This is a genomic window from Burkholderia sp. MSMB2157WGS (genome assembly GCF_001532755.1).
GTDB lineage: Bacteria > Pseudomonadota > Gammaproteobacteria > Burkholderiales > Burkholderiaceae > Burkholderia.
Genome location: NZ_LPJG01000029.1, coordinates 57,191 through 74,988 on the forward strand (window position 1 = coordinate 57,191; position 17,798 = coordinate 74,988).

Here is a 17,798-nt window from a genome sequence, read left to right on the forward strand (position 1 = left end):
TGCATGTCGAAAGATAAGGAGCAAGGCGGGGCGGTAGCACCCGTCACATTCATCGATATCGAATTCCGTAGCCGTGTGATCGTGTTTCCGGACGGCTCGCACGCTGCCGTATTGGCCGGCAAAACGGAAGTGACTGAGCCGGAGCATATCGCGTATCTGGAATCGCGCGAGTGCTTCAAGCGCATTCCGACGAAGGCGCAGTGATGGTCGCGCTGGTCGGTATGTGTCGCCGCATGGGCCGACTGATCGGTGGAGTCGAGCATCTGGTGCAGAGCATCGCGGACATTCTCAGCACGGGTAAGGGAACCCGCCGAGAGCGGCCCGATTACGGCTCGGATCTCCCTGCGATGGTCAACCTGCCCGTCACGCGCGGATGGATATCGGCGGCACAGGCCGAAGCCACGCGTGCAATCGGGCGATGGGAGCCGCGTATCGCGCTGGATAGCGTGAAGGAGCTGTCTGTCGTGGACGGCAAAGTAACTTTTCGAATCGCCGGGCGCTACAACGGCGACGATGTTGTATTTGAGGTGACGATATGACAGTGATCGATCTGTCGGCGCTTGATCCGCCGGATCTCGTCGAAACGCTCGACTTCGAGGAGGTGTATCGGGAGGATCGGGCGGGTCGTCAACGCGGGACGTGCGCTCTTCGGTCGAGTTGCGCCGTGGGCAGGGAAGCTGGAGCTGGCCGTGGCGGGGACCGTGCTGAAGGTTGGCCTTGCGGCTCGCGAAGCGTACGCCGTCGCGTCGAGCACCGACACGAACGAGCGCAAGGCGAGCCGCTTCGCCGGCATCGCCGGCAGTCTCGCGGGCGGTGTGATAGGCGCGAAGGTTGGTGCGACGATCGGTGCGCTCGGCGGCCCTATCGGGGCCGCCGTCGTCGGGGCGAAGTGCTGCTGCGTCGGCATGCGAAGCGTGTGTTTGGGGAGAAGTAACGATGGCACGAATCAGTGTTGCCGCCGCAGGCGGAAAGAACCGGCTGGCGTTTCTCGACACCATCGCGGTTAGCGAGATCGGCTCGCCGCTGCTCGCGAAGTCGGACGACGGTTACAACGTGCTGGTCGGCGCGACGGCATCGCGGCCGCTGCTGTTTGCGAGCTATGCCGCGCATCCGAACGTGCTCAATCGACAGATCCGCGTGCCGTCGACTGCGGTTGGCTGTTACCAGATCCTCACGCGTTGGTGGCAGATCTATCAGATGCAGATGAAGCTGCCCGACTTCGGGCCGGTGTCACAGGATCGGTACGCGCTGCAGCAGCTCCGCGAGCACGGTGCGCTGCCGTTGATCGACGCGGGGCGGTTTCGTGAGGCGGTGGCCAAGGTATCGAACGTATGGGCCAGTCTGCCGGGAGCCGGATACGGCCAGCACGAGAACGACATCGAGAAATTGCTGGCGGCATACCGCGCGGCTGGCGGGGAGGTGATCGCATGACGTGGATCGATCCGCGTATCTGGCTGCTCGTCGTTACCGGCGCTGCCTGCGGCTATTTCAAGGGGCATCGTGACGCCGACCAATCCGCGAAGGTCGTGGATCAGGCCCGGCAGATCGATGACCTGACGAACGAGCGTAACGAGTTTCGCCGCCGGTTGGCGGCTCAAGAGGAGATCGCAACCGATGCTGCGAAACAACGTGACCAAGCGGCTGCTGATGCCGCTGTTGCCGGCGCTGCTGCTGACGGCCTGCGCAGGCAAGTCGCCGCACTCGTCGCCGACGCTAGGCGTGCCGGCGCTGCCATCGGAGGCCCGGCAACCGGCAACGCCCTCGATCTGCTCGCCGAAGTGTTCGGCCGGGCTGACGAGCGCGCGCGAGAGCTGGCGAAGATCGCTGACGAGCGAGGCATCGCCGGCCAGCAGTGCGAACGCAGTTACGACGCATTGATCGCTGACACACAAACCACTTTGCCATCGTAACAGGCGATCGGGACCGGCTGGCTTCAAGAGGAACAGGGCGACCAGGATTGTATGTAAGTACGATCCTGGTCGCGTTAGCGCCGGCCGAGATATGCAAGCCATCACGAGTCATCTTGTTGCTAGTGAAAATAGAGGAATATGCGACCGAAAAGGTGCAATTAAGAGGATTTGGAGTAAATTGGATCGAATTTGTTGATAGTCTCATTTAATTAAAAAATCTCTTGCAAGTTTTTTGCAGATGTGGAAAATCATTGTAACGAATCGAAAAAAATCGAGAGGGCAATCTAATGCGCGCGATATTTATTGCAAGTCTTCTTTTTTTATTTAACTCTCCCAGCTATTGTGGTTCGGTATCAATTTCGAGTGATCCGGCGTCTTGGCGATTGGAAAATTATGTGCTTGGCGGGCAATCGGTAGTGCTTTGGTACACCGGGTCTGCATGCAGTAACGGAAATATTTCGCTGCCTTCTTCCGCCACGGTCGCTGATATGAATCGATTGTGGTATACGGTGAGTCTCGCGAAAACGACGGGAGCGAAGATTTTCCTTTATTACGACGACGCTAATGCGCCTCAATCTTGTCAGATTATTAGTTTTGGGGTGAGGGAAGGTGGTTAGGTTTTGGGGTATGTAGGTGTATTTATAAGGGTGTGGCGATGAGGTCTTTGATAATATTCAATAAATTTACATCGCTTTTGTTTTTGTTGCTCCAGTGTATTCCTTCGCTGCAAGGGTTGCTTCGACCGCCAAAAATCCGCAGTTGATTATAGATTGGGGGGCGAATGCTGGTATCGACCGCCACACCCGCCATCAACTCAGACAACTGCTCATCGGCTGATGCCTATACGACGGCTAGTGATGTGTCCAGTCACTCACAGCAAGCCGTGTTGTTGATCGTGTGGAATGCAAATCTTTCGATTAGCCTTGCCGTGCAAGGATGGGACGTTCGGCTATTTTGGGTATGTATAGCAGTCTCAATTGATCATGGTGGTTCAGCGATAAACCTGAGATGAGTGGGGGCGTATGTTTATAAAAATGACAGTCGGTATGATCCTGTCTATCGTTGCTATATCCGTTCAGGCGGACGTAACGACAAGTTACTCCTATGACGCGCTCGGCCGCGTGACGCAGGTGACCTATGGGGTTGGCCAGTCGCGGACCAACGTGCAGTACGCCTACGACGAGGCCGGTAATCGCCAAAAGGTCACGACGATCCGATCTGGTGCTGCGGCGACCGTGCCAGCCATCAGTTGGTTTCTTTTGTGGGACCAGGACCAGGTTGCCTCGCCGTCAAAGTGATTGAGTAGCCGGGGGCGAGTCCGTTTCTTAGCGACGAAGTGACGCGGGAAAGATTGATTCGGATTTTATGAATAAGCCAGGAATTAAAATGAATAGAATGGGACGGTTTATTTTCCGCGGGGCGAGCTTTGCCGTCGCTGTGCTTGTCTGTATTTCAGTGAGCGCACAAGTCCAGCCTATTGTTGCGAGTTCTCCGCGGGCCGCTTCATCGATTCATTTGGGCAAACCTGGCGCAGCGTTGCCCCCTATTCTGAAATCTTCGCCGATTAAGCCTGGAGACAGGGTGCAACTTGTTCCAGGGCAACTGCCGTTGCGTTATCCGGGAGTGACAGCGCCGGGCCGTAGTGTTCTTGGCGCGACCGGTGCGAGCAGTGGATCTCCAGAGTCTGGGAATTTTGCACCGAGCGGCACTATTCGCGTGATCATGCCGCCGGTCGTCGGCGGATCTACGCTCGTCGAACTGCCGAAGCATGCATTTCCTGCGAATCTGAATCAGGGTGTTGATTTGCCGGCTTCTCAGACGAAACCGGTGGCAAAGAAGATGGCGGCGTCACGTGTCAATGGAGATACGAATGCTCGCGGTCCAGCGTCGATCGCGGAGTTGGCGCGAGCATTGCGTTACAGCCCGGATCTTATCTACCAGTATGTCCGTAATAATATCGAGTACTACCCCATCTATGGCGTCCAGAAAGGCGGGCTAGGCGCTGTGCTGGACAATCAGGGCACCGACTACGATCAAGCCGCCTTGATGGTTGCATTACTTCGGGCATCGAATATCCAGGCCAGTTATGTTCGTGGCGTGATTCGGCTCTCACCCGAGCAGGTCGCCGCCTGGTGGGGCGTCAATACGTCCAATGTTTGCGGCATCGCGAGCATATTGAGCCAGGGACAAATTCCAGTTTATGAAATTGGTGCCGATGGAGGTGGAAGCTGTCCTGGGCTGAATAAGCCTCTGACCAGCCTGTCGATCGAGCACGCATGGGTGAAGGTAAATATCGACGGCACGTGGTATGTGTTCGATCCTTCGTTCAAAACGCACACTCGCAAGGGGGGCATCGCGCTCGCGAGTCCGGATACGACAGGATACGACTTCAACAGCTATTTTCAGGCGGCGTATGCCGGCGCGGATGTCACGACGACCTACGTTCAGAATATGAACCGGACAAATATCCGGAACAACTTGACGTCGTATGCCAGCAAACTGGCCAATTACTTACGCACAAACATGCCGACCGCGACGCTCGACGACGTCATTGGCGGCAAGACGATCGATCAGTTCTACGGTGCAATCCGGCAAGCTGCGCTGCCCTATCAAGATACACGCTGGGGAGCGGTTGAATATACCGATCTTCCAGACGGTCTCAAGCCGACATTGCGGATCCAGTATCAAGGCATCGACCAGACCTATACATCAGACGCAATTTACGGCAAACGCCTGACGATCACCTATAACACGGCAAATCAGCCGCTACTGAAAGTCGATGGTGTGCAAGTCGGTAATCCGGGGGCGGCTGCAACGCCAGGCAGTGGCACACCTATTACGCTCACTGTATTTCATCCTTATTCAGCTGACGGAAATAGTAACTCTGCAAACCAGCAGGCTGTTCAATCGCTGAGAGCAGGCGGGACGAACACCTATGTGATCGCCAACGGATGGGGGCCTGCGGGGCGTGGTCTTGCTGAAAATTATCGGCGAGTCATCAGTGATTTGCGCGCATCCGGGGCGACTGATACGTCGGAGCCTTTGCTCGGGTCGACGCTTGCGGCAATTGGCGCTCAGTGGATCGCTCAGAACGACCAGTCGGGCTACATTACCGGGCAACTGAACAGCACTGTTGACCTGGCGCATCATCGCGTGGGGATCGTCGGCTACGTCAACAACGCCTACGTTGACCTGCCGATGAATGCATTGGCGGTCGCCAATGAAGACGGCAATGTCAATCTCGAAGATGGCTCGTTTGCGAATTGGGCCACTCACGCCAGTATTCTAGAGTCGACTGCCGTCCAGCAGACGACAGGGGTCGCGGCAGTCTCCACCGTAAAGTTAATCGATATCGCATCAGCGGCGGGCCTGCGGATCTACAACGCCAGCTCCGCGAATTTTACGAGTCAGGTGCAACCCAATCTCATCAACTGTGGCAACTACATTGGCACCTTCAGTAACGAGATCAACGCTGGGCGACGAGTCATCGTACCGGCACGATGTGATATAGGCGAAGGCAACTGGGCCGGTGCGGGCTGGTATGTGATTGGGTCAGGTCGATATCTTGGTGCAATGATTGACCAGAATCTGTACGGCGGATTCTCCACGGCGAACCAGATCGCCTCGCAGGTGAATTTGAATGTCAATCAGAATCAATTACCCCCCAGTTTCTTTCAGAACGTATCGCCGTTCACTCTGCCAGTAGGGGATCCGGTTGACACTGTCGCGGGTAATTTTCTCTATAACAACGATGACTTGACCTCAGGCGTCGGGGCATCGCCGCAAAGCCTGACGTTCACGCGCCTCTATAGCTCGGGAATGCGCAACGAGAACGGTCCGCTCGGTAAGGGGTGGACTCACAACTTTAATCAGACCGTCACGGCGGGATCGGATGGGTTCCAGGCGATGGGAGAGGACTCCGCGCTTGATGCGGTAGGTGCGATCATCGAACATAAAGTGTCGCTTGATGTTCTCGGCGATCCAACGTATCGGATCCTGAACATCGTAATCGCGGCATTAGGGCAGCGCTGGTACGGCGATCAACTCGTGAACAATACGGTGATCGTGACGCGCGGCCTGAACGGCGAAGTATTCGTTGCATTGCCGGACGGCACTTACAATCCGCCTCCCGGTAGTTCCGCACGACTGCTGAAGAACGCAGACGGTACCTATAGCTACGAGTCGGTTCATCGTGGACTGCTCAAGTTCAACGCTGTGGGGAAGGCTGAAAGCTACACCGATCCCAGTGGCATTCAGATCCGATACACCTATTCGGGTAGCGATCTGACTCAAGTGCAAAATAGTCTTGGGCGCACACTGACCTTCACGATGGCCGGTGGCCGCATCACGAAGGTGGATAATGGGTCGTTTGCGGTTGGCTATGGTTATGACGGAAATGCCAATCTCACTACATTCACGGATCCGTCCGGGAAGAACACGACGTTTGCTTATGCGCAGCCAGGGCAGATGTCGGGTCTGTTCTATCCGAGCTTCCCAACGATTTCGGTAGCAACAAACGTTTACGACAGCTTGGGCCGAGTCAAGACTCAGACCAACGCGCGAGGCAAAACGTACGAATACTACTTTGCGGGATCTCGGACCGAGGAAGTGGCCCCCGGCAATATTTCACGGACGCGGTATATCGATGCACTGGGTAACGTCGTCCAGTCGGCGACGCCGCTCGGTAACTACACCATTAATATCTACGACGGCCTCGGTCGTCTGATTAAGACACAATTTCCGGAGAACAACGGCTTAACCTACAGTTATGACGATGCCACGTGTGCCGGACCAGACAAGCGTTGCACGAACAACGTCAGGACGGTATCGAAAGTCGCTGCACCGGGAACCAACGTCGCGCCGTTGACGCAGAGCTTCAACTACGAAGGAAAATTCAATCAGGTTGCCGCTGCAACGGATGCGCGAGGCAAAGTCACGTCATTCAGCTACACCGACCAAGGGCAACCGTTGACCATCACGTCGCCTGCAGATGCTACCGGCGTGTCGCCGGTCGCAACCTATGGATACGAGACTTTCACGCCCAACGGTTATCCCTCGTTCGTTCTGCCCTCGACAATCACCGTCAAGATTAATGGCAACGGTGACGTGACCACGACGTCGACGAGCTATAACGCCGGTAACCACTACGTCCCGAGTGCGTCGGTGGTCGACTCTGGTGCCGGACGCATGAACCTGACGACGCGATTCAGTTACGACAGCGTCGGCAACGTGACTGAGGTCGATGGACCGCGAATCGATGTCGCCCAGGTAGCGAAGTACCAATATGACGCCAGCCGTCGCGTGGTGGTGGCGATCAATGGGCTGGGAAAGGAGGCGCGCACGACCTACGACCCGGATGGTCGGCCTATCATTCGGGCAAGCCAGTTGGGCGCGCAGTGGTTGGTTAATTGCACGCAGTACAGCGAAACCGGTAAGGTTCTTCGTATCTGGGGGCCGGGAGTCACGGGATCCTCAACCACCTGTCCGACTGCCGCGCCTACTGCAGTGACGGACACCGCGTACGACGATCTGGATCGGGTATCGCGTGTTACACAGTATTTGTCGGATGCTCAGGGCGGCAATCGAGTGACCGCGACCGCGTACTACAACGACGATACTGTGCAATCGGTCAGCAAAGCAGTGGGGACTCCGCTGGCGCAGACCTATGCAACGTTCACGTACTCGCCAAACGGCAACGTGACGTCGGTCAAGGACGCGAGAGGTTACGCTACGGTTTATGCGTATGACGGTTTCGATCGGTTGACTCGAACCTACTATCCGTTACCGAATAGTCCGAACCTGGGGAATCAGAACGACTACGAAGAAACGGGATACGACGCGAACGGTAATGTCACGAGCCTTCGTCGGCGTAGTGGCGAGGTCATCACGCAGGGATGGGATGATCTGAATCGGTTGATTTCGCGGTCGTATCCAAACAGCGCAAACAACGTTCAATTCACGTACGATTTGCGCGGCCTTCGGACTGGGGCTTCCTTCTCGAACGGATCGTATCCCGTTATATACGGGTGGGATATGGCGGGGCGCCTGACAAGCGAGTCCGAGAACGGCAAGACGATGTCGTCAATGTATGACGCGGCCAGCAATCGGACACGGCTGACATGGCCTGACGGATTCTTTGTATCAACGAGATACGACGCGCTGAACCGGACGGACTCTATCAGAGAGAACGATAGTCAGGTACTGGCGCAGTATGCGTATGACGATCTGAGCCGTCGCACCACGGTCACGTTGGGGAATGGGACCCGGACTGAGCGGCAATATGACGATCAAAATCAGTTGTCCAGTCTGGCGCATTACCTGCAATCCGCCGCACAGAATGTCAAGTTTACGTATGCGCGCAATCAGCTCGGCGACCTTACGTCTTTGACGACGTCCAACGGACTTTACCAATGGTCGGGCAGCACGTCTGGAGCGAAAGCCTTCGTGGCGAACGGCCTGAATCAGTACACGACCCTCCCGCAGGGATCGCCGGTGTACGACGCGAACGGCAACATGACGAACGATGGGCGCTTGTCCTATGCGTACGATTCGGACAATCGACTGCGATCGGCGTCCGGCCAGACGGTTCAGGCGACGCTGGCTTACGATCCTGTCGGACGATTGCGCCAAACGGTCATCGGTTCGACGACGAATCTGCTGTACGACGGGGGGCGATTGGTAGCCGAATATGGCGCCGATGGGAGTCTGAAGCGCCGCTACGTGCATGGGCCCGGGATTGACGAGCCGATCGTTCGATATGCCGATGCAAGTACGAACTGGAAGAATTGGTTCTATACGGATCACCTTGGAAGTATCGTGGGGGTATCGGATGGATCCGGTAAGAGCGTGGGCGCATATCGGTACGGCCCGTTTGGCGAGACGAACGCCGACAGCGCTGGCCGATTTGGGTATACCGGGCAGCAGTACGTCGCGGAACTGGGGCTGTACTATTACAAAGCGAGGGTCTATTCGTCGACGCTTGGACGGTTCTTGCAGACGGACCCGAGCGGTCCCAGTGACGATCTGAATCTATATACTTATGTTGGCAACAACTCGATTAATCGAGTTGATCCGTCTGGGCTGCAAAGCACGATCCGAGGGGATGCATTCCAATCTGCTGGGGTAGATTTCCTGAGGCGGCCCCGCGATGAGATGCTGCTGGAGGGCGGCGGCGGTGGCGGTGGATTGGGTGGTCCGACGGGGGCGGCCGGAAGGGTTGGATTGGGAGGGGTAAAAGATGTGACGGTGAGCAGGGGGCGTTTTCCCGAGACCGCGGCCCACATTGAGGACGCGCAAAATGCGGGACAGCCGTCCACTCTGACAATTGATCGTGCTGGGGCAGCAGCAAATCGGCGAGATTCGTTGAGAGGTACTGATCCTATATCAGGTAAAGATCGGGATGAGTATCCGCCTGCGATGTTTAGAGAGGGGGGGACGGGTGCATCTGTTCGTCCGATCAGCCCGTCAGATAATCGTGGGGCCGGATCATGTATTGGCGCTCAATGTCGAGGGTTGCCAAACGGTGCACAGGTCAACATACGGATAACGGATTAGCGAATGGGCAAGTATCTGGAAAAACTGATAGGGATTGGGGGCGCGTCGTTGTCGTCAACCATGCCAAGCGTGGACGAGGCTTTTCTTAGTGTGATTGGAGAGGTCCCGAGAGATTTGCTTGCGTTGCTTGAAAAAAAGAATGGGTTTTATGCGTTTGAATCGGCGTTGCACGTCTTTCCGTCACAGTCCATCGGTGATGAGATCGGACTAGTCGAGTGGAATGCGTCAGATCTCTGGATCGAAGAATATCAAGGCATGGGAGCGGAAGCAGTGTTTTTTGCTGAAGATATTTTTGGAGGGCAGTTCTGTATGAGGGCGGACGGTGTGTACCTGTTCGACCCCGAAACCGCCAACTTCGAGCATCTTTCACATGATCTGGAAGGGTGGGCAAAGCTCATTCTTGATGACTATGAGTATCGAACGGGCTACCCGTTGGCTCATGAGTGGCAGCAATCTGGAGGAAAGTTGATGCCTGGCATGCGGCTTGTACCAAAGACCCCATTTGTTGTTGGTGGTCATTTTGCCGTAGAGAATCTCTGCGCAATGAATGCCGTAAAGGCTATGCAGCTTCGTGCGAGCTTGGCGGTTCAGATCAAGGAATTGCCTGACGGTACCCCGATCCGATGGAAGCTCGAAGACTAGGAGTGTGGTTCAAGATCGACGAAGACCGCGTTTACCAGCGCGCCTCACAAGGACGCGTAAAGTTCGCCTTTCGGACAGTTGCTGGCGGTCACGAAGGGAGTATGCCCCTGCCTATTTCCAATTGACGCACAACGATCGTCGAACGCTGCTGCTCGACGCGCTTACACGACTAAGACGTAGGGTGTTCCGTGATCGGCAAGCTGTCGTGTTGGATTTTTCGCAAACCGTCAAGATGTATGCTGATGGCACGTTGCTTTTCGTCGCCGAGCTGCGCCGGTTGATTCGCGAGACCAAAGGGGCTGTCGAGGTGAATTGCGACGTGCCGGCGAACGATAAGATCGCGCAGGTGCTCAAGCAGGTGGGCGTCTTCGAACTGCTAGGCACAACATGCAGCGTCGAGAAGGATTCCCCCTTTTTCTTCGGCTGGACACGATTTCAGGCGAACGTAAGCGAACAGCGAAAGTGCATAGATCGACCAGCTGGTAAGGGTTTGGGCAAATTCGCGAACCAACACGAACAGGAGCGAACGAAGTGATCAGACATATCGTCATGTGGAAGTTGAAGGAATCGGCGGAAGGCGCGACGCGTGCGCAGAACGCGCTGAAGCTGAAGGAGAAGCTCGAAGGCTGCCGCGATCTCGTGCCGGGCACCTTGCAGATCGACGTCGGCGTGGCGACGCCGGGCCTCGACGCGACCGCCGACATCGTGCTCGTCTCCGATTTCGCCGACAAGGCCGCGCTCGATGCATACCAGGTGCATCCGGTTCACCAGGAAGTGAAGAAATTCGTCGTCGCGGTGGCCGAATCGCGCGAGTGCGTCGACTACATCGTCGACAACGCACGATGAGCGACGCGGCAACCCCGACGGAAGGCCCGTCGATCGAAAGCCCGTTCGTCGATCTGCTCGGCGTGCAGCTCGTGTCCGCGAAGGATGGCGCGAGCGAGATCGCGCTGCCGCTCGAGGAGCGCCACATGAACACGTGGAGCATCGCGCACGGCGGCGTGACGATGACGCTCGCCGACATCGCGCTCGCGATGGCGGCGCGCAGCCTGACCGACGACGGCGTCGGCGTCGTCACGGTCGAGATGAAGGTGAACTTCATGCAGCCGGGCCGCGGCGAATTGCGCGCTTACGGGCGCGTGATGCACCGCTCGACGACGATGGCCTACTGCGAAGGCGAAGTGCGCGACAGCGACGGCAATTTCGTCGCGAAGGCGCTCGGTACGTTCAAGTACATGCGGCGGCTCGCGGTCGGCCGCGACATCAAGCGGCAACGCTCGCGCACCGCGCCTGACGCCCAGCCCGGCCCGAGCGACGCGTAAGCATCCGTCGCGCACGGCCCTGTCCCTTCGATGAGGCAGGGCCGTCCCGTTTTGGCGCACGGGCGGGCCGGCGCACCGCGCGTCGCGCCCGCCGGGCGCGCGCGTGGCATCATGTCACGCTTGTCCGTTCACGGCGCCACGCGGGCGCCGTCCACACCGATGCCGCTGAATCCGAAGATCGCCCAGGTGCTCGACATGATCGAGCGCGCGAAACGTCCGTCGTACCACCACCAGACGCCGCAGCAGGCGCGCGCCGCGTACGAGAAGAGCGCGCCGATCCTCGACGTCGCGCCGGCGCCGATGCATTCGGTGGAGGCATGCGTCGTGCCGACGAGGGACGGCCGCACGATCGGTGCGCGGCTCTATCTGCCGGTCGAGCCGAGCCTGGCGGAGCCGCTGCCCGCGCTCGTGTACTACCACGGCGGCGGCTTCACGGTCGGCAGCGTCGATACGCACGATGCGCTGTGCCGGATGTTCGCGCACGATGCGCAATGCGCGGTGCTGTCGGTCGGCTACCGGCTCGCGCCCGAACACCGGTTTCCGACCGCGGTGAACGACGCGGACGACGCATTGCAGTGGCTGCATCGCGAGGCCGCCGCGTTCGGCATCGACGCCGCGCGGCTGGCGGTCGGCGGCGACAGTGCGGGCGGGACGCTCGCGACGGTCTGCGCGGTGCTCGCGCGCGACGCGGGCATCCGTCTTGCGCTGCAACTGCTGATCTATCCGGGCGTGACGGGTTACCAGGACACCGAATCGCATGCACGGCTCGCGAACGGCTACCTGCTGACGCAGGACACGATCCAGTGGTTCTTCACGCAATACGTGCGCGATCGGGCGGACCGCGACGACTGGCGTTTCGCGCCGCTCGACGGCACGCGCGATGCGCCGTCGTTCGCGGGTGTCGCGCCGGCCTGGATCGCGACGGCCGAATTCGATCCGTTGAGCGACGAGGGCGCCGCGTACGCGGACAAGTTGCGCGCGGCCGGCAACACGGTCACGCTGGTCCGCTATCCGGGGATGATCCACGAATTCTTCAAGATGGGCGGCTACGTGCCGGAGGTGCGGGCCGCGCATGCCGATGCGGTCGCGGCGCTGAAGGCTGCATTCGACGAGGTTTGACGGCGAGCGCGCGACGGCGCGCTCGCTGCGGGAGAGCTGCGATGACGAACGGCGCGGGCGAGGTGGAAACGGGCGACTGGACGGTGCTGGGCGGCGACGCTGCGCGGATTCGCGACGCGGTGTTCGTGCGCGAACAGCAGATTCCGCCGGAATGGGAACTCGACGACGACGATCCGCTGTCGCTGCATGCGGTCGCGTACCGGACCGATGCGGCGACAGGGCTGCGCCGCGCGGTCGCGACGGGGCGGTTGCTGCCGTCCGGCACGATCGGCCGCGTCGCGGTGCTCGCCGACATGCGCGGGCAGGGTGTCGGGTCGGCCGTGCTGAATGCGCTGCTGGACGCCGCGCGGCGTCGCGGCGAAGCCGTCGTGCGGCTGTACGCACAGGATTCGGCGGTGTCGTTCTATCTGCGGCACGGGTTCGCGGCGGTCGGCGAACCGTTCGTCGAGGCCGGCGTGCCGCACGTCGAGATGGCACGCGCGCCGTAGCGCGCAAGGCGTGCGCTCAGCGCGGTCGCGTCGCGTCGATATCGAACGCGAACGCGCGCTCGAACGCGCCCGGGCGGACGGTCCGGTGCGAGCCGTCGTCGTCGCTGCGCTCCTTGACCTCGACCGTCAGCCGCACGCCTTCCTTCATCGTGACGCGCAGCGCCGTGGTGCCGCGCGTGCCGTATTCGGGCGTTTCGATGAACGCGGCCGACAGCGCACGCTCGCGCTCGATCGGAATGCCCGTGTGCGGCAGTGCGTCGTCGTCGGCGACGTGCGGGTCGCGCATCAGCGCGATCAGTTCGTCGAGCGACGGGGTCGGATTGTCGGTGAGCAGCGTGCCGAGCTCCGCGCGCTTGCGCACCACTTTCGGCCAGGGCGTGTCGAGCCGCGCATTCGACAGCGCATGCACGCCCGGTGCGATCGCGACGGGCGCGGCGACGCGGCTTTCGCCCTCGGGCGCGCGGTTGCAGAACCATGCGAGTTCGCGCCGGCGCCAGTCGCCGACGAGCAGGTTGAAGCCGTTGTACACGGCCGCGTGTTCGGCAAGTTGCGCGAGATAGTCGAGCGGCGCGACGGACGCGCCGCCGAGAAAGTCGGATACCAGCTTGCCGCGGGTCGGCGCGCCCGCGCGGATGTCGAACGGCGCGCGGTAGTTGGTCAGCGCGGCGAAGCGGCCGTCGCGCGATACGCCGAGCCACGTGCCGCCCGCTTCGAGATCGCGGCCGGCCAGTACGCCCGGCACGTCCTCCCACCACGAGAGCGGCGCGCTGGTCCGGCGAAAGAATTCGTCGCGATTGGCGGCGAGGGTAAAGACGGGACCGGCGGCGGCATCGGGCTGCCAGTCGAAGGCAATCAGACACATCGGGCGAATCTCTCGCAGGAAACGTCGCGGGCCGGCTGCGACTCGCGAGCCGGCCCGCGAACGGGTTGTCAGTGCATCACGCTTCGGTCGGCCACGCGTACGGCAGCGCGTCGAACGCGAGTGCCGGGCCGTCGGCCGAACCGAGGTGCACCGAGCCGCTGTCGAGCGCGGCGAGCTTGATCTCGACCAGCACGTCGACGCCGCCCGCCGGCGCGGCCGCCGCATTGACGATCATCCCGCACGGCTGGCCCGGGTCGTCGCTGTGGAACAGCTCGACGCCGGCATGCACGGTATCGGTCTCGCCGGCGACGTGCGCGAGCGCAGTGCGGCGCTTGATCGTGCCGCGGTACTGGCTGCGCGCCACGACTTCCTGGCCCGGGTAGCACCCTTTCCTGAAGTTAACGGCACCGATCACGTCGAAGTTGACCATCTGCGGGACGAACTGCTCGACGGCCGGCTGCGTGATGCGCGGCTCGCCCGCGCGAACGTCGAGCCAGTCCCACACGGCGGGCGACACGACGGGCAGCGTGCCGGTGAGCGCGGCGACGCGCGCATCGACTTCGGCGCGCGGGCCGATCCACAGATAGCGCTTGCGGCCGGCCGCGTCGGGCACGCGGATCAGCGCGCCGGCCGGGCCGTCGACCTTCACGTGCACGCCGTCGGGCAGCGCATCGAAGATGCCCGACAGCACCTCGCGCACGTCGCCGACGAAGCCGGCCACCGCGAGCGTGTCGCTCGCGTCGGTCAGCTTCGCCTTCGCGCGCAGCACGAACATCGACAGCCGCTTCTGCACGGCCGGCTGCACGTCCTTCGACACGAGCAGGCGCACGCCGTGGCCGGCCCGCCACGCGAGGAACGACGCGAGCAGGCGGCCCTTCGGCGAGCAGTACCCGGACAGCCGCGCGCTGCCGGCATCGAGATGCTCGATGTCGTTGGTGAGCTGGCTGTGCAGGAACGTGGCGGCGTCGTCGCCGGCCACGTCGATCACGCCGAACTGCGGCAGCGGCATGCAGGCGCCCGGCGCGTCGAAATCGGCGGCGGACGGGCGGGGGAAAACGGGGAGCGAGGCAGATGCGGCCTGGGCAGCCGGTGAAGCGAACGGTGTGGTCATGGAATGAGGGAACAGTCAACCCTGACTTTGACGGAGGCGAGCAAGTATTATATGGGTCTTACCTGAGTCACGTTTCCATGTCCCTACTGAAGAAATGCGCCGCGACGATCGTGGCGCTGGCCGTCGTTGTGGCCGCTGCCGGCGCGGGCGGCGGGTATTACTGGGCGACCCGGCCGCTGTCGCTGGGTTCGGCATCGCTCGACGTCACGATCAAGCCGCGCAGCAGCGTGAAGAGCGTCGCGTCGCAGCTCAAGCGCGGCGGCGTGCCGGTCGAGCCGCTCGCCTTCGTCGCGATGACGCGCGTGCTCGGGCTGTCGAGCCGGCTCAAATCGGGCAACTACGAATTCAAGACCGGCATCACGCCTTACGACGTGCTGCAGAAGATCGCGCGCGGCGACGTGAACGAGTACGTCGCGACGGTCATCGAGGGCTGGACCTTCAAGCGGATGCGCGCGGAGCTCGACGCGAACCCCGATCTCGCGCATTCGACGGCCGGCATGAGCGACGCCGAGCTGCTGCGCGCGATCGGCGCATCGGACAGCGCGGTACAGCGCGGCAGCGGCGAGGGGCTGTTCTTTCCCGATACCTACCTGTTCGACAAGGGCACGAGCGACCTGAACATCTACCGGCGCGCCTACCGCCTGATGCAGACGCGCGTCGACGAGGCATGGGCCGCACGCACGCCGGGGCTGCCGTACAAGACGCCTTACGAAATGCTGACGATCGCGTCGATCGTCGAGAAGGAAACCGGCCATGCGGCCGACCGCGCGTTCGTCGCGGCCGTGTTCGCGAACCGGCTGCGCATCGGCATGCCGCTGCAGACCGATCCGTCGGTGATCTACGGGCTCGGCGACGCGTACGACGGCCGTCTGCGCAAGCGCGACCTGCAGGCCGACACTCCTTACAATACCTACACCCGACGCGGGCTGCCGCCCACGCCGATCGCGTTGCCGGGTGTCGCCGCGCTGCAGGCGGCGATCAATCCGGCCCCGACGAGCGCGCTCTATTTCGTCGCGAAGGGCGACGGCACGAGCGTGTTCTCGGACACGCTCGGCGACCACAACAAGGCCGTGGACAAGTACATACGAGGTCAATAATGGCGAGCGGTAAATTCATCACGTTCGAAGGCATCGACGGGGCGGGGAAGACCACCCACCTGTCATGGTTCTGCGAACGCCTCCAGGACCGGCTGGCCGCGGCCGGCCGGCAGGTCGTCGTCACCCGCGAGCCGGGCGGCACGCAGCTCGGCGAGAAACTGCGCGAGATCCTGCTGAACCAGCCGATGGATCTCGAGACGGAAGCGCTGCTGATGTTCGCCGCGCGTCGCGAGCACCTCGCGCTCGTGATCGAGCCGGCGCTCGCGCGCGGCGACTGGGTCGTGTCGGATCGCTTCACCGACGCGACCTTCGCGTACCAGGGCGGCGGCCGCGGGCTGCCGCGCGACAAGCTCGAGACGCTCGAGCGCTGGGTGCAGGGCGGTTTCCAGCCCGACCTCACGGTGCTGTTCGACGTTGCGCCGCAGGTCGCGAGCGAGCGTCGCGGCGCCGCGCGCATGCCGGACAAGTTCGAAAGCGAGTCCGACGCGTTCTTTACCCGTACACGCGCCGAATACCTGCGGCGCGCGGAAGAGGCGCCGCACCGCTTCGCGGTCGTCGACGCGACGCGATCGATTCCCGAGATCCGCCAGCAGCTCGAACGCGTGCTCGCCGCGCTGTAACCCGCAAGGAACGCCCCCATGATCTATCCGTGGCAAACCGACGACTGGAACCGCCTGCAGCAACTGCGCGCGCAATGGCCGCATGCGCTGCTGCTGCACGGCCAGGCCGGGATCGGCAAGCTGCAGTTCGCGCAGCATCTCGCGCAGGGTTTCCTGTGCGAATCGCCGCAACCGAACGGCGAGCCGTGCGGCGCCTGCGCGGCCTGCAACTGGTTCTCGCAGGGCAACCATCCGGACTACCGGATCGTGCTGCCCGAGGCGCTGGCGGGCGAGGCGCCGGGTGCGGCGGACGACGCGAAGCCGGCCGACGCGGACGAAGGCGGCAAGAAGACGCGGGCGCCGAGCAAGGAAATCAAGATCGAGCAGGTGCGCGCGCTGCTCGACTTCTGCGGGGTGGGTTCGCACCGCGGCGGCGCGCGCGTCGTCGTGCTGTATCCGGCCGAGGCGCTCAATGTGGCCGCGTCGAACGCGCTGCTGAAAACGCTGGAGGAACCGCCGCCGGGCGTCGTGTTCCTGCTCGTGTCGGCGCGCATCGACCGCTTGTTGCCGACGATCGTCAGCCGCTGCCGCCAGTGGCCGATGACCGTGCCGGCGCCGGAGGCCGCCGCCGCGTGGCTCGCGGCGCAGGGTGTCGACCACGCCAGCGCGCTGCTCGCCGAAGCCGGCGGCGCGCCGCTCGCCGCGCTGGCGCTCGCGAGCGACGAGAACCGTCCGCTGCGCGACTACACGCTCGGGCAACTGGCCGCCGGTGCGGCCTGCGATCCGTTCGCGTGCGGCGAGACGCTGCAGAAGCTGCCGGTGCCGCTGGTGCTCGGCTGGCTGCAGCGCTGGCTGTACGATCTGCTTGCCCAGCGAATGGCCGGTGCGCCGCGCTACTTCCCGATGCATGCGGCAGCCCTGGCGCGCTGCGCGGAAGCGGTCGACGCGAACGCATTCGCGCGCTTCATGAAAGCCGTGACGCGGCAGCGGACGGTCGAGAACCATCCGCTCAACGCACGGCTCGTGTTCGAGGAATTGTTTCTCGGATATCGGGAAATGTTCGTTTGATCCGGCATTGTTTCCGATGGGTTGCG

17 protein-coding genes are annotated in these 17,798 nt (G+C 61.6%); 15 read left to right on the plus strand and 2 right to left on the minus strand.

What is annotated here, in order from left to right; translation table 11 throughout:
* The first annotated feature begins 3 nt into the window (after positions 1-3).
* The 12 genes from WT53_RS18045 to WT53_RS18095 all read left to right on the plus strand — a co-directional run bounded on the left by WT53_RS18045 (position 4) and on the right by WT53_RS18095 (position 13,035).
* The gene (locus tag WT53_RS18045) at positions 4-204 is read left to right on the plus strand and encodes a hypothetical protein (RefSeq protein WP_034207518.1); all 201 of its coding nucleotides are present in this window, start codon (positions 4-6) and stop codon (positions 202-204) included.
* Positions 204-539, plus strand: coding sequence for a GPW/gp25 family protein (locus WT53_RS18050; protein ID WP_034207517.1), 336 nt, complete (start codon positions 204-206; stop codon positions 537-539). Before WT53_RS18045 ends, WT53_RS18050 begins: the two co-directional genes overlap by 1 nt.
* A gap of 397 nt (positions 540-936) precedes the next feature.
* Positions 937-1,431, plus strand: a complete 495-nt coding sequence (locus WT53_RS18055; RefSeq protein ID WP_034207516.1) for a glycoside hydrolase family protein — start codon at positions 937-939, stop codon at positions 1,429-1,431.
* On the plus strand, positions 1,428-1,910 hold the full coding sequence (locus tag WT53_RS18060; RefSeq protein ID WP_034207515.1) for a DUF2514 family protein: 483 nt from the start codon (positions 1,428-1,430) through the stop codon (positions 1,908-1,910). Before WT53_RS18055 ends, WT53_RS18060 begins: the two co-directional genes overlap by 4 nt.
* Before the next feature lie 1,046 nt (positions 1,911-2,956).
* Positions 2,957-3,208 carry an RHS repeat domain-containing protein gene (locus WT53_RS18065; RefSeq protein ID WP_218921414.1) on the plus strand — a complete coding sequence of 84 codons (252 nt, stop codon included), beginning with the start codon at positions 2,957-2,959 and terminating at the stop codon, positions 3,206-3,208.
* Between the two features lie 283 nt (positions 3,209-3,491).
* Entirely contained in the window at positions 3,492-9,464 is a 5,973-nt protein-coding gene (locus WT53_RS32585) for an RHS repeat-associated core domain-containing protein (RefSeq protein ID WP_230624925.1), read from the plus strand.
* A 3-nt stretch (positions 9,465-9,467) separates the two neighbouring features.
* Positions 9,468-10,106 carry an SMI1/KNR4 family protein gene (locus tag WT53_RS18070; RefSeq protein ID WP_034207513.1) on the plus strand — a complete coding sequence of 213 codons (639 nt, stop codon included), beginning with the start codon at positions 9,468-9,470 and terminating at the stop codon, positions 10,104-10,106.
* Between the two features lie 205 nt (positions 10,107-10,311).
* Entirely contained in the window at positions 10,312-10,641 is a 330-nt protein-coding gene (locus tag WT53_RS18075) for a hypothetical protein (protein ID WP_155294452.1), read from the plus strand.
* Entirely contained in the window at positions 10,638-10,952 is a 315-nt protein-coding gene (locus tag WT53_RS18080) for a Dabb family protein (protein WP_006483902.1), read from the plus strand. The genes WT53_RS18075 and WT53_RS18080 overlap by 4 nt, the downstream gene beginning before the upstream one ends.
* Positions 10,949-11,428, plus strand: a complete 480-nt coding sequence (locus WT53_RS18085; protein ID WP_034207511.1) for a PaaI family thioesterase — start codon at positions 10,949-10,951, stop codon at positions 11,426-11,428. The genes WT53_RS18080 and WT53_RS18085 overlap by 4 nt, the downstream gene beginning before the upstream one ends.
* 159 nt (positions 11,429-11,587) lie before the next feature.
* The gene (locus WT53_RS18090; protein WP_034207510.1) at positions 11,588-12,547 is read left to right on the plus strand and encodes an alpha/beta hydrolase; all 960 of its coding nucleotides are present in this window, start codon (positions 11,588-11,590) and stop codon (positions 12,545-12,547) included.
* Between the two features lie 41 nt (positions 12,548-12,588).
* Positions 12,589-13,035 (plus strand): GNAT family N-acetyltransferase, encoded by a 447-nt coding sequence (locus tag WT53_RS18095; protein WP_034207509.1) that lies wholly within the window; start codon positions 12,589-12,591, stop codon positions 13,033-13,035.
* 16 nt (positions 13,036-13,051) lie between these two features.
* On the opposite strand, the gene WT53_RS18100 is transcribed toward WT53_RS18095, so the two are convergent.
* Both WT53_RS18100 and WT53_RS18105 read right to left on the minus strand, forming a co-directional pair.
* Positions 13,052-13,897, minus strand: coding sequence for an NRDE family protein (locus tag WT53_RS18100; protein WP_034207508.1), 846 nt, complete (start codon positions 13,895-13,897; stop codon positions 13,052-13,054).
* A gap of 76 nt (positions 13,898-13,973) precedes the next feature.
* On the minus strand, positions 13,974-15,008 hold the full coding sequence (locus WT53_RS18105) for a folate-binding protein YgfZ (RefSeq protein WP_034207507.1): 1,035 nt from the start codon (positions 15,006-15,008) through the stop codon (positions 13,974-13,976).
* A gap of 77 nt (positions 15,009-15,085) precedes the next feature.
* Between WT53_RS18105 and mltG the strand changes: the two genes are divergently transcribed.
* From mltG to WT53_RS18120, 3 genes are read left to right on the plus strand one after another with little or no spacing between them, the layout of a single operon-like run.
* Entirely contained in the window at positions 15,086-16,105 is a 1,020-nt protein-coding gene (mltG, locus tag WT53_RS18110; protein WP_034207506.1) for an endolytic transglycosylase MltG, read from the plus strand.
* A complete protein-coding gene (gene tmk / locus WT53_RS18115; RefSeq protein ID WP_034207505.1) occupies positions 16,105-16,725 on the plus strand; it encodes a dTMP kinase in 621 nt (206 codons plus the stop codon). The genes mltG and tmk overlap by 1 nt, the downstream gene beginning before the upstream one ends.
* Before the next feature lie 18 nt (positions 16,726-16,743).
* Entirely contained in the window at positions 16,744-17,772 is a 1,029-nt protein-coding gene (locus tag WT53_RS18120; protein WP_034207504.1) for a DNA polymerase III subunit delta', read from the plus strand.
* Positions 17,773-17,798: the final 26 nt, after the last annotated feature.

Bases quoted from the DNA above. Each gene is read 5' to 3' on its own strand.
- WT53_RS18045 (WP_034207518.1), top strand. From the start codon at position 4: ATGTCGAAAGATAAGGAGCAAGGCGGGGCGGTAGCACCCGTCACATTC.
- WT53_RS18050 (WP_034207517.1), top strand. From the start codon at position 204: ATGGTCGCGCTGGTCGGTATGTGTCGCCGCATGGGCCGACTGATCGGT.
- WT53_RS18055 (WP_034207516.1), top strand. From the start codon at position 937: ATGGCACGAATCAGTGTTGCCGCCGCAGGCGGAAAGAACCGGCTGGCG.
- WT53_RS18060 (WP_034207515.1), top strand. From the start codon at position 1,428: ATGACGTGGATCGATCCGCGTATCTGGCTGCTCGTCGTTACCGGCGCT.
- WT53_RS18065 (WP_218921414.1), top strand. From the start codon at position 2,957: ATGATCCTGTCTATCGTTGCTATATCCGTTCAGGCGGACGTAACGACA.
- WT53_RS18070 (WP_034207513.1), top strand. From the start codon at position 9,468: ATGGGCAAGTATCTGGAAAAACTGATAGGGATTGGGGGCGCGTCGTTG.
- WT53_RS18085 (WP_034207511.1), top strand. From the start codon at position 10,949: ATGAGCGACGCGGCAACCCCGACGGAAGGCCCGTCGATCGAAAGCCCG.
- WT53_RS18090 (WP_034207510.1), top strand. From the start codon at position 11,588: ATGCCGCTGAATCCGAAGATCGCCCAGGTGCTCGACATGATCGAGCGC.
- WT53_RS18095 (WP_034207509.1), top strand. From the start codon at position 12,589: ATGACGAACGGCGCGGGCGAGGTGGAAACGGGCGACTGGACGGTGCTG.
- WT53_RS18100 (WP_034207508.1), bottom strand. From the start codon at position 13,897: ATGTGTCTGATTGCCTTCGACTGGCAGCCCGATGCCGCCGCCGGTCCC.
- WT53_RS18105 (WP_034207507.1), bottom strand. From the start codon at position 15,008: ATGACCACACCGTTCGCTTCACCGGCTGCCCAGGCCGCATCTGCCTCG.
- mltG (WP_034207506.1), top strand. From the start codon at position 15,086: ATGTCCCTACTGAAGAAATGCGCCGCGACGATCGTGGCGCTGGCCGTC.
- tmk (WP_034207505.1), top strand. From the start codon at position 16,105: ATGGCGAGCGGTAAATTCATCACGTTCGAAGGCATCGACGGGGCGGGG.
- WT53_RS18120 (WP_034207504.1), top strand. From the start codon at position 16,744: ATGATCTATCCGTGGCAAACCGACGACTGGAACCGCCTGCAGCAACTG.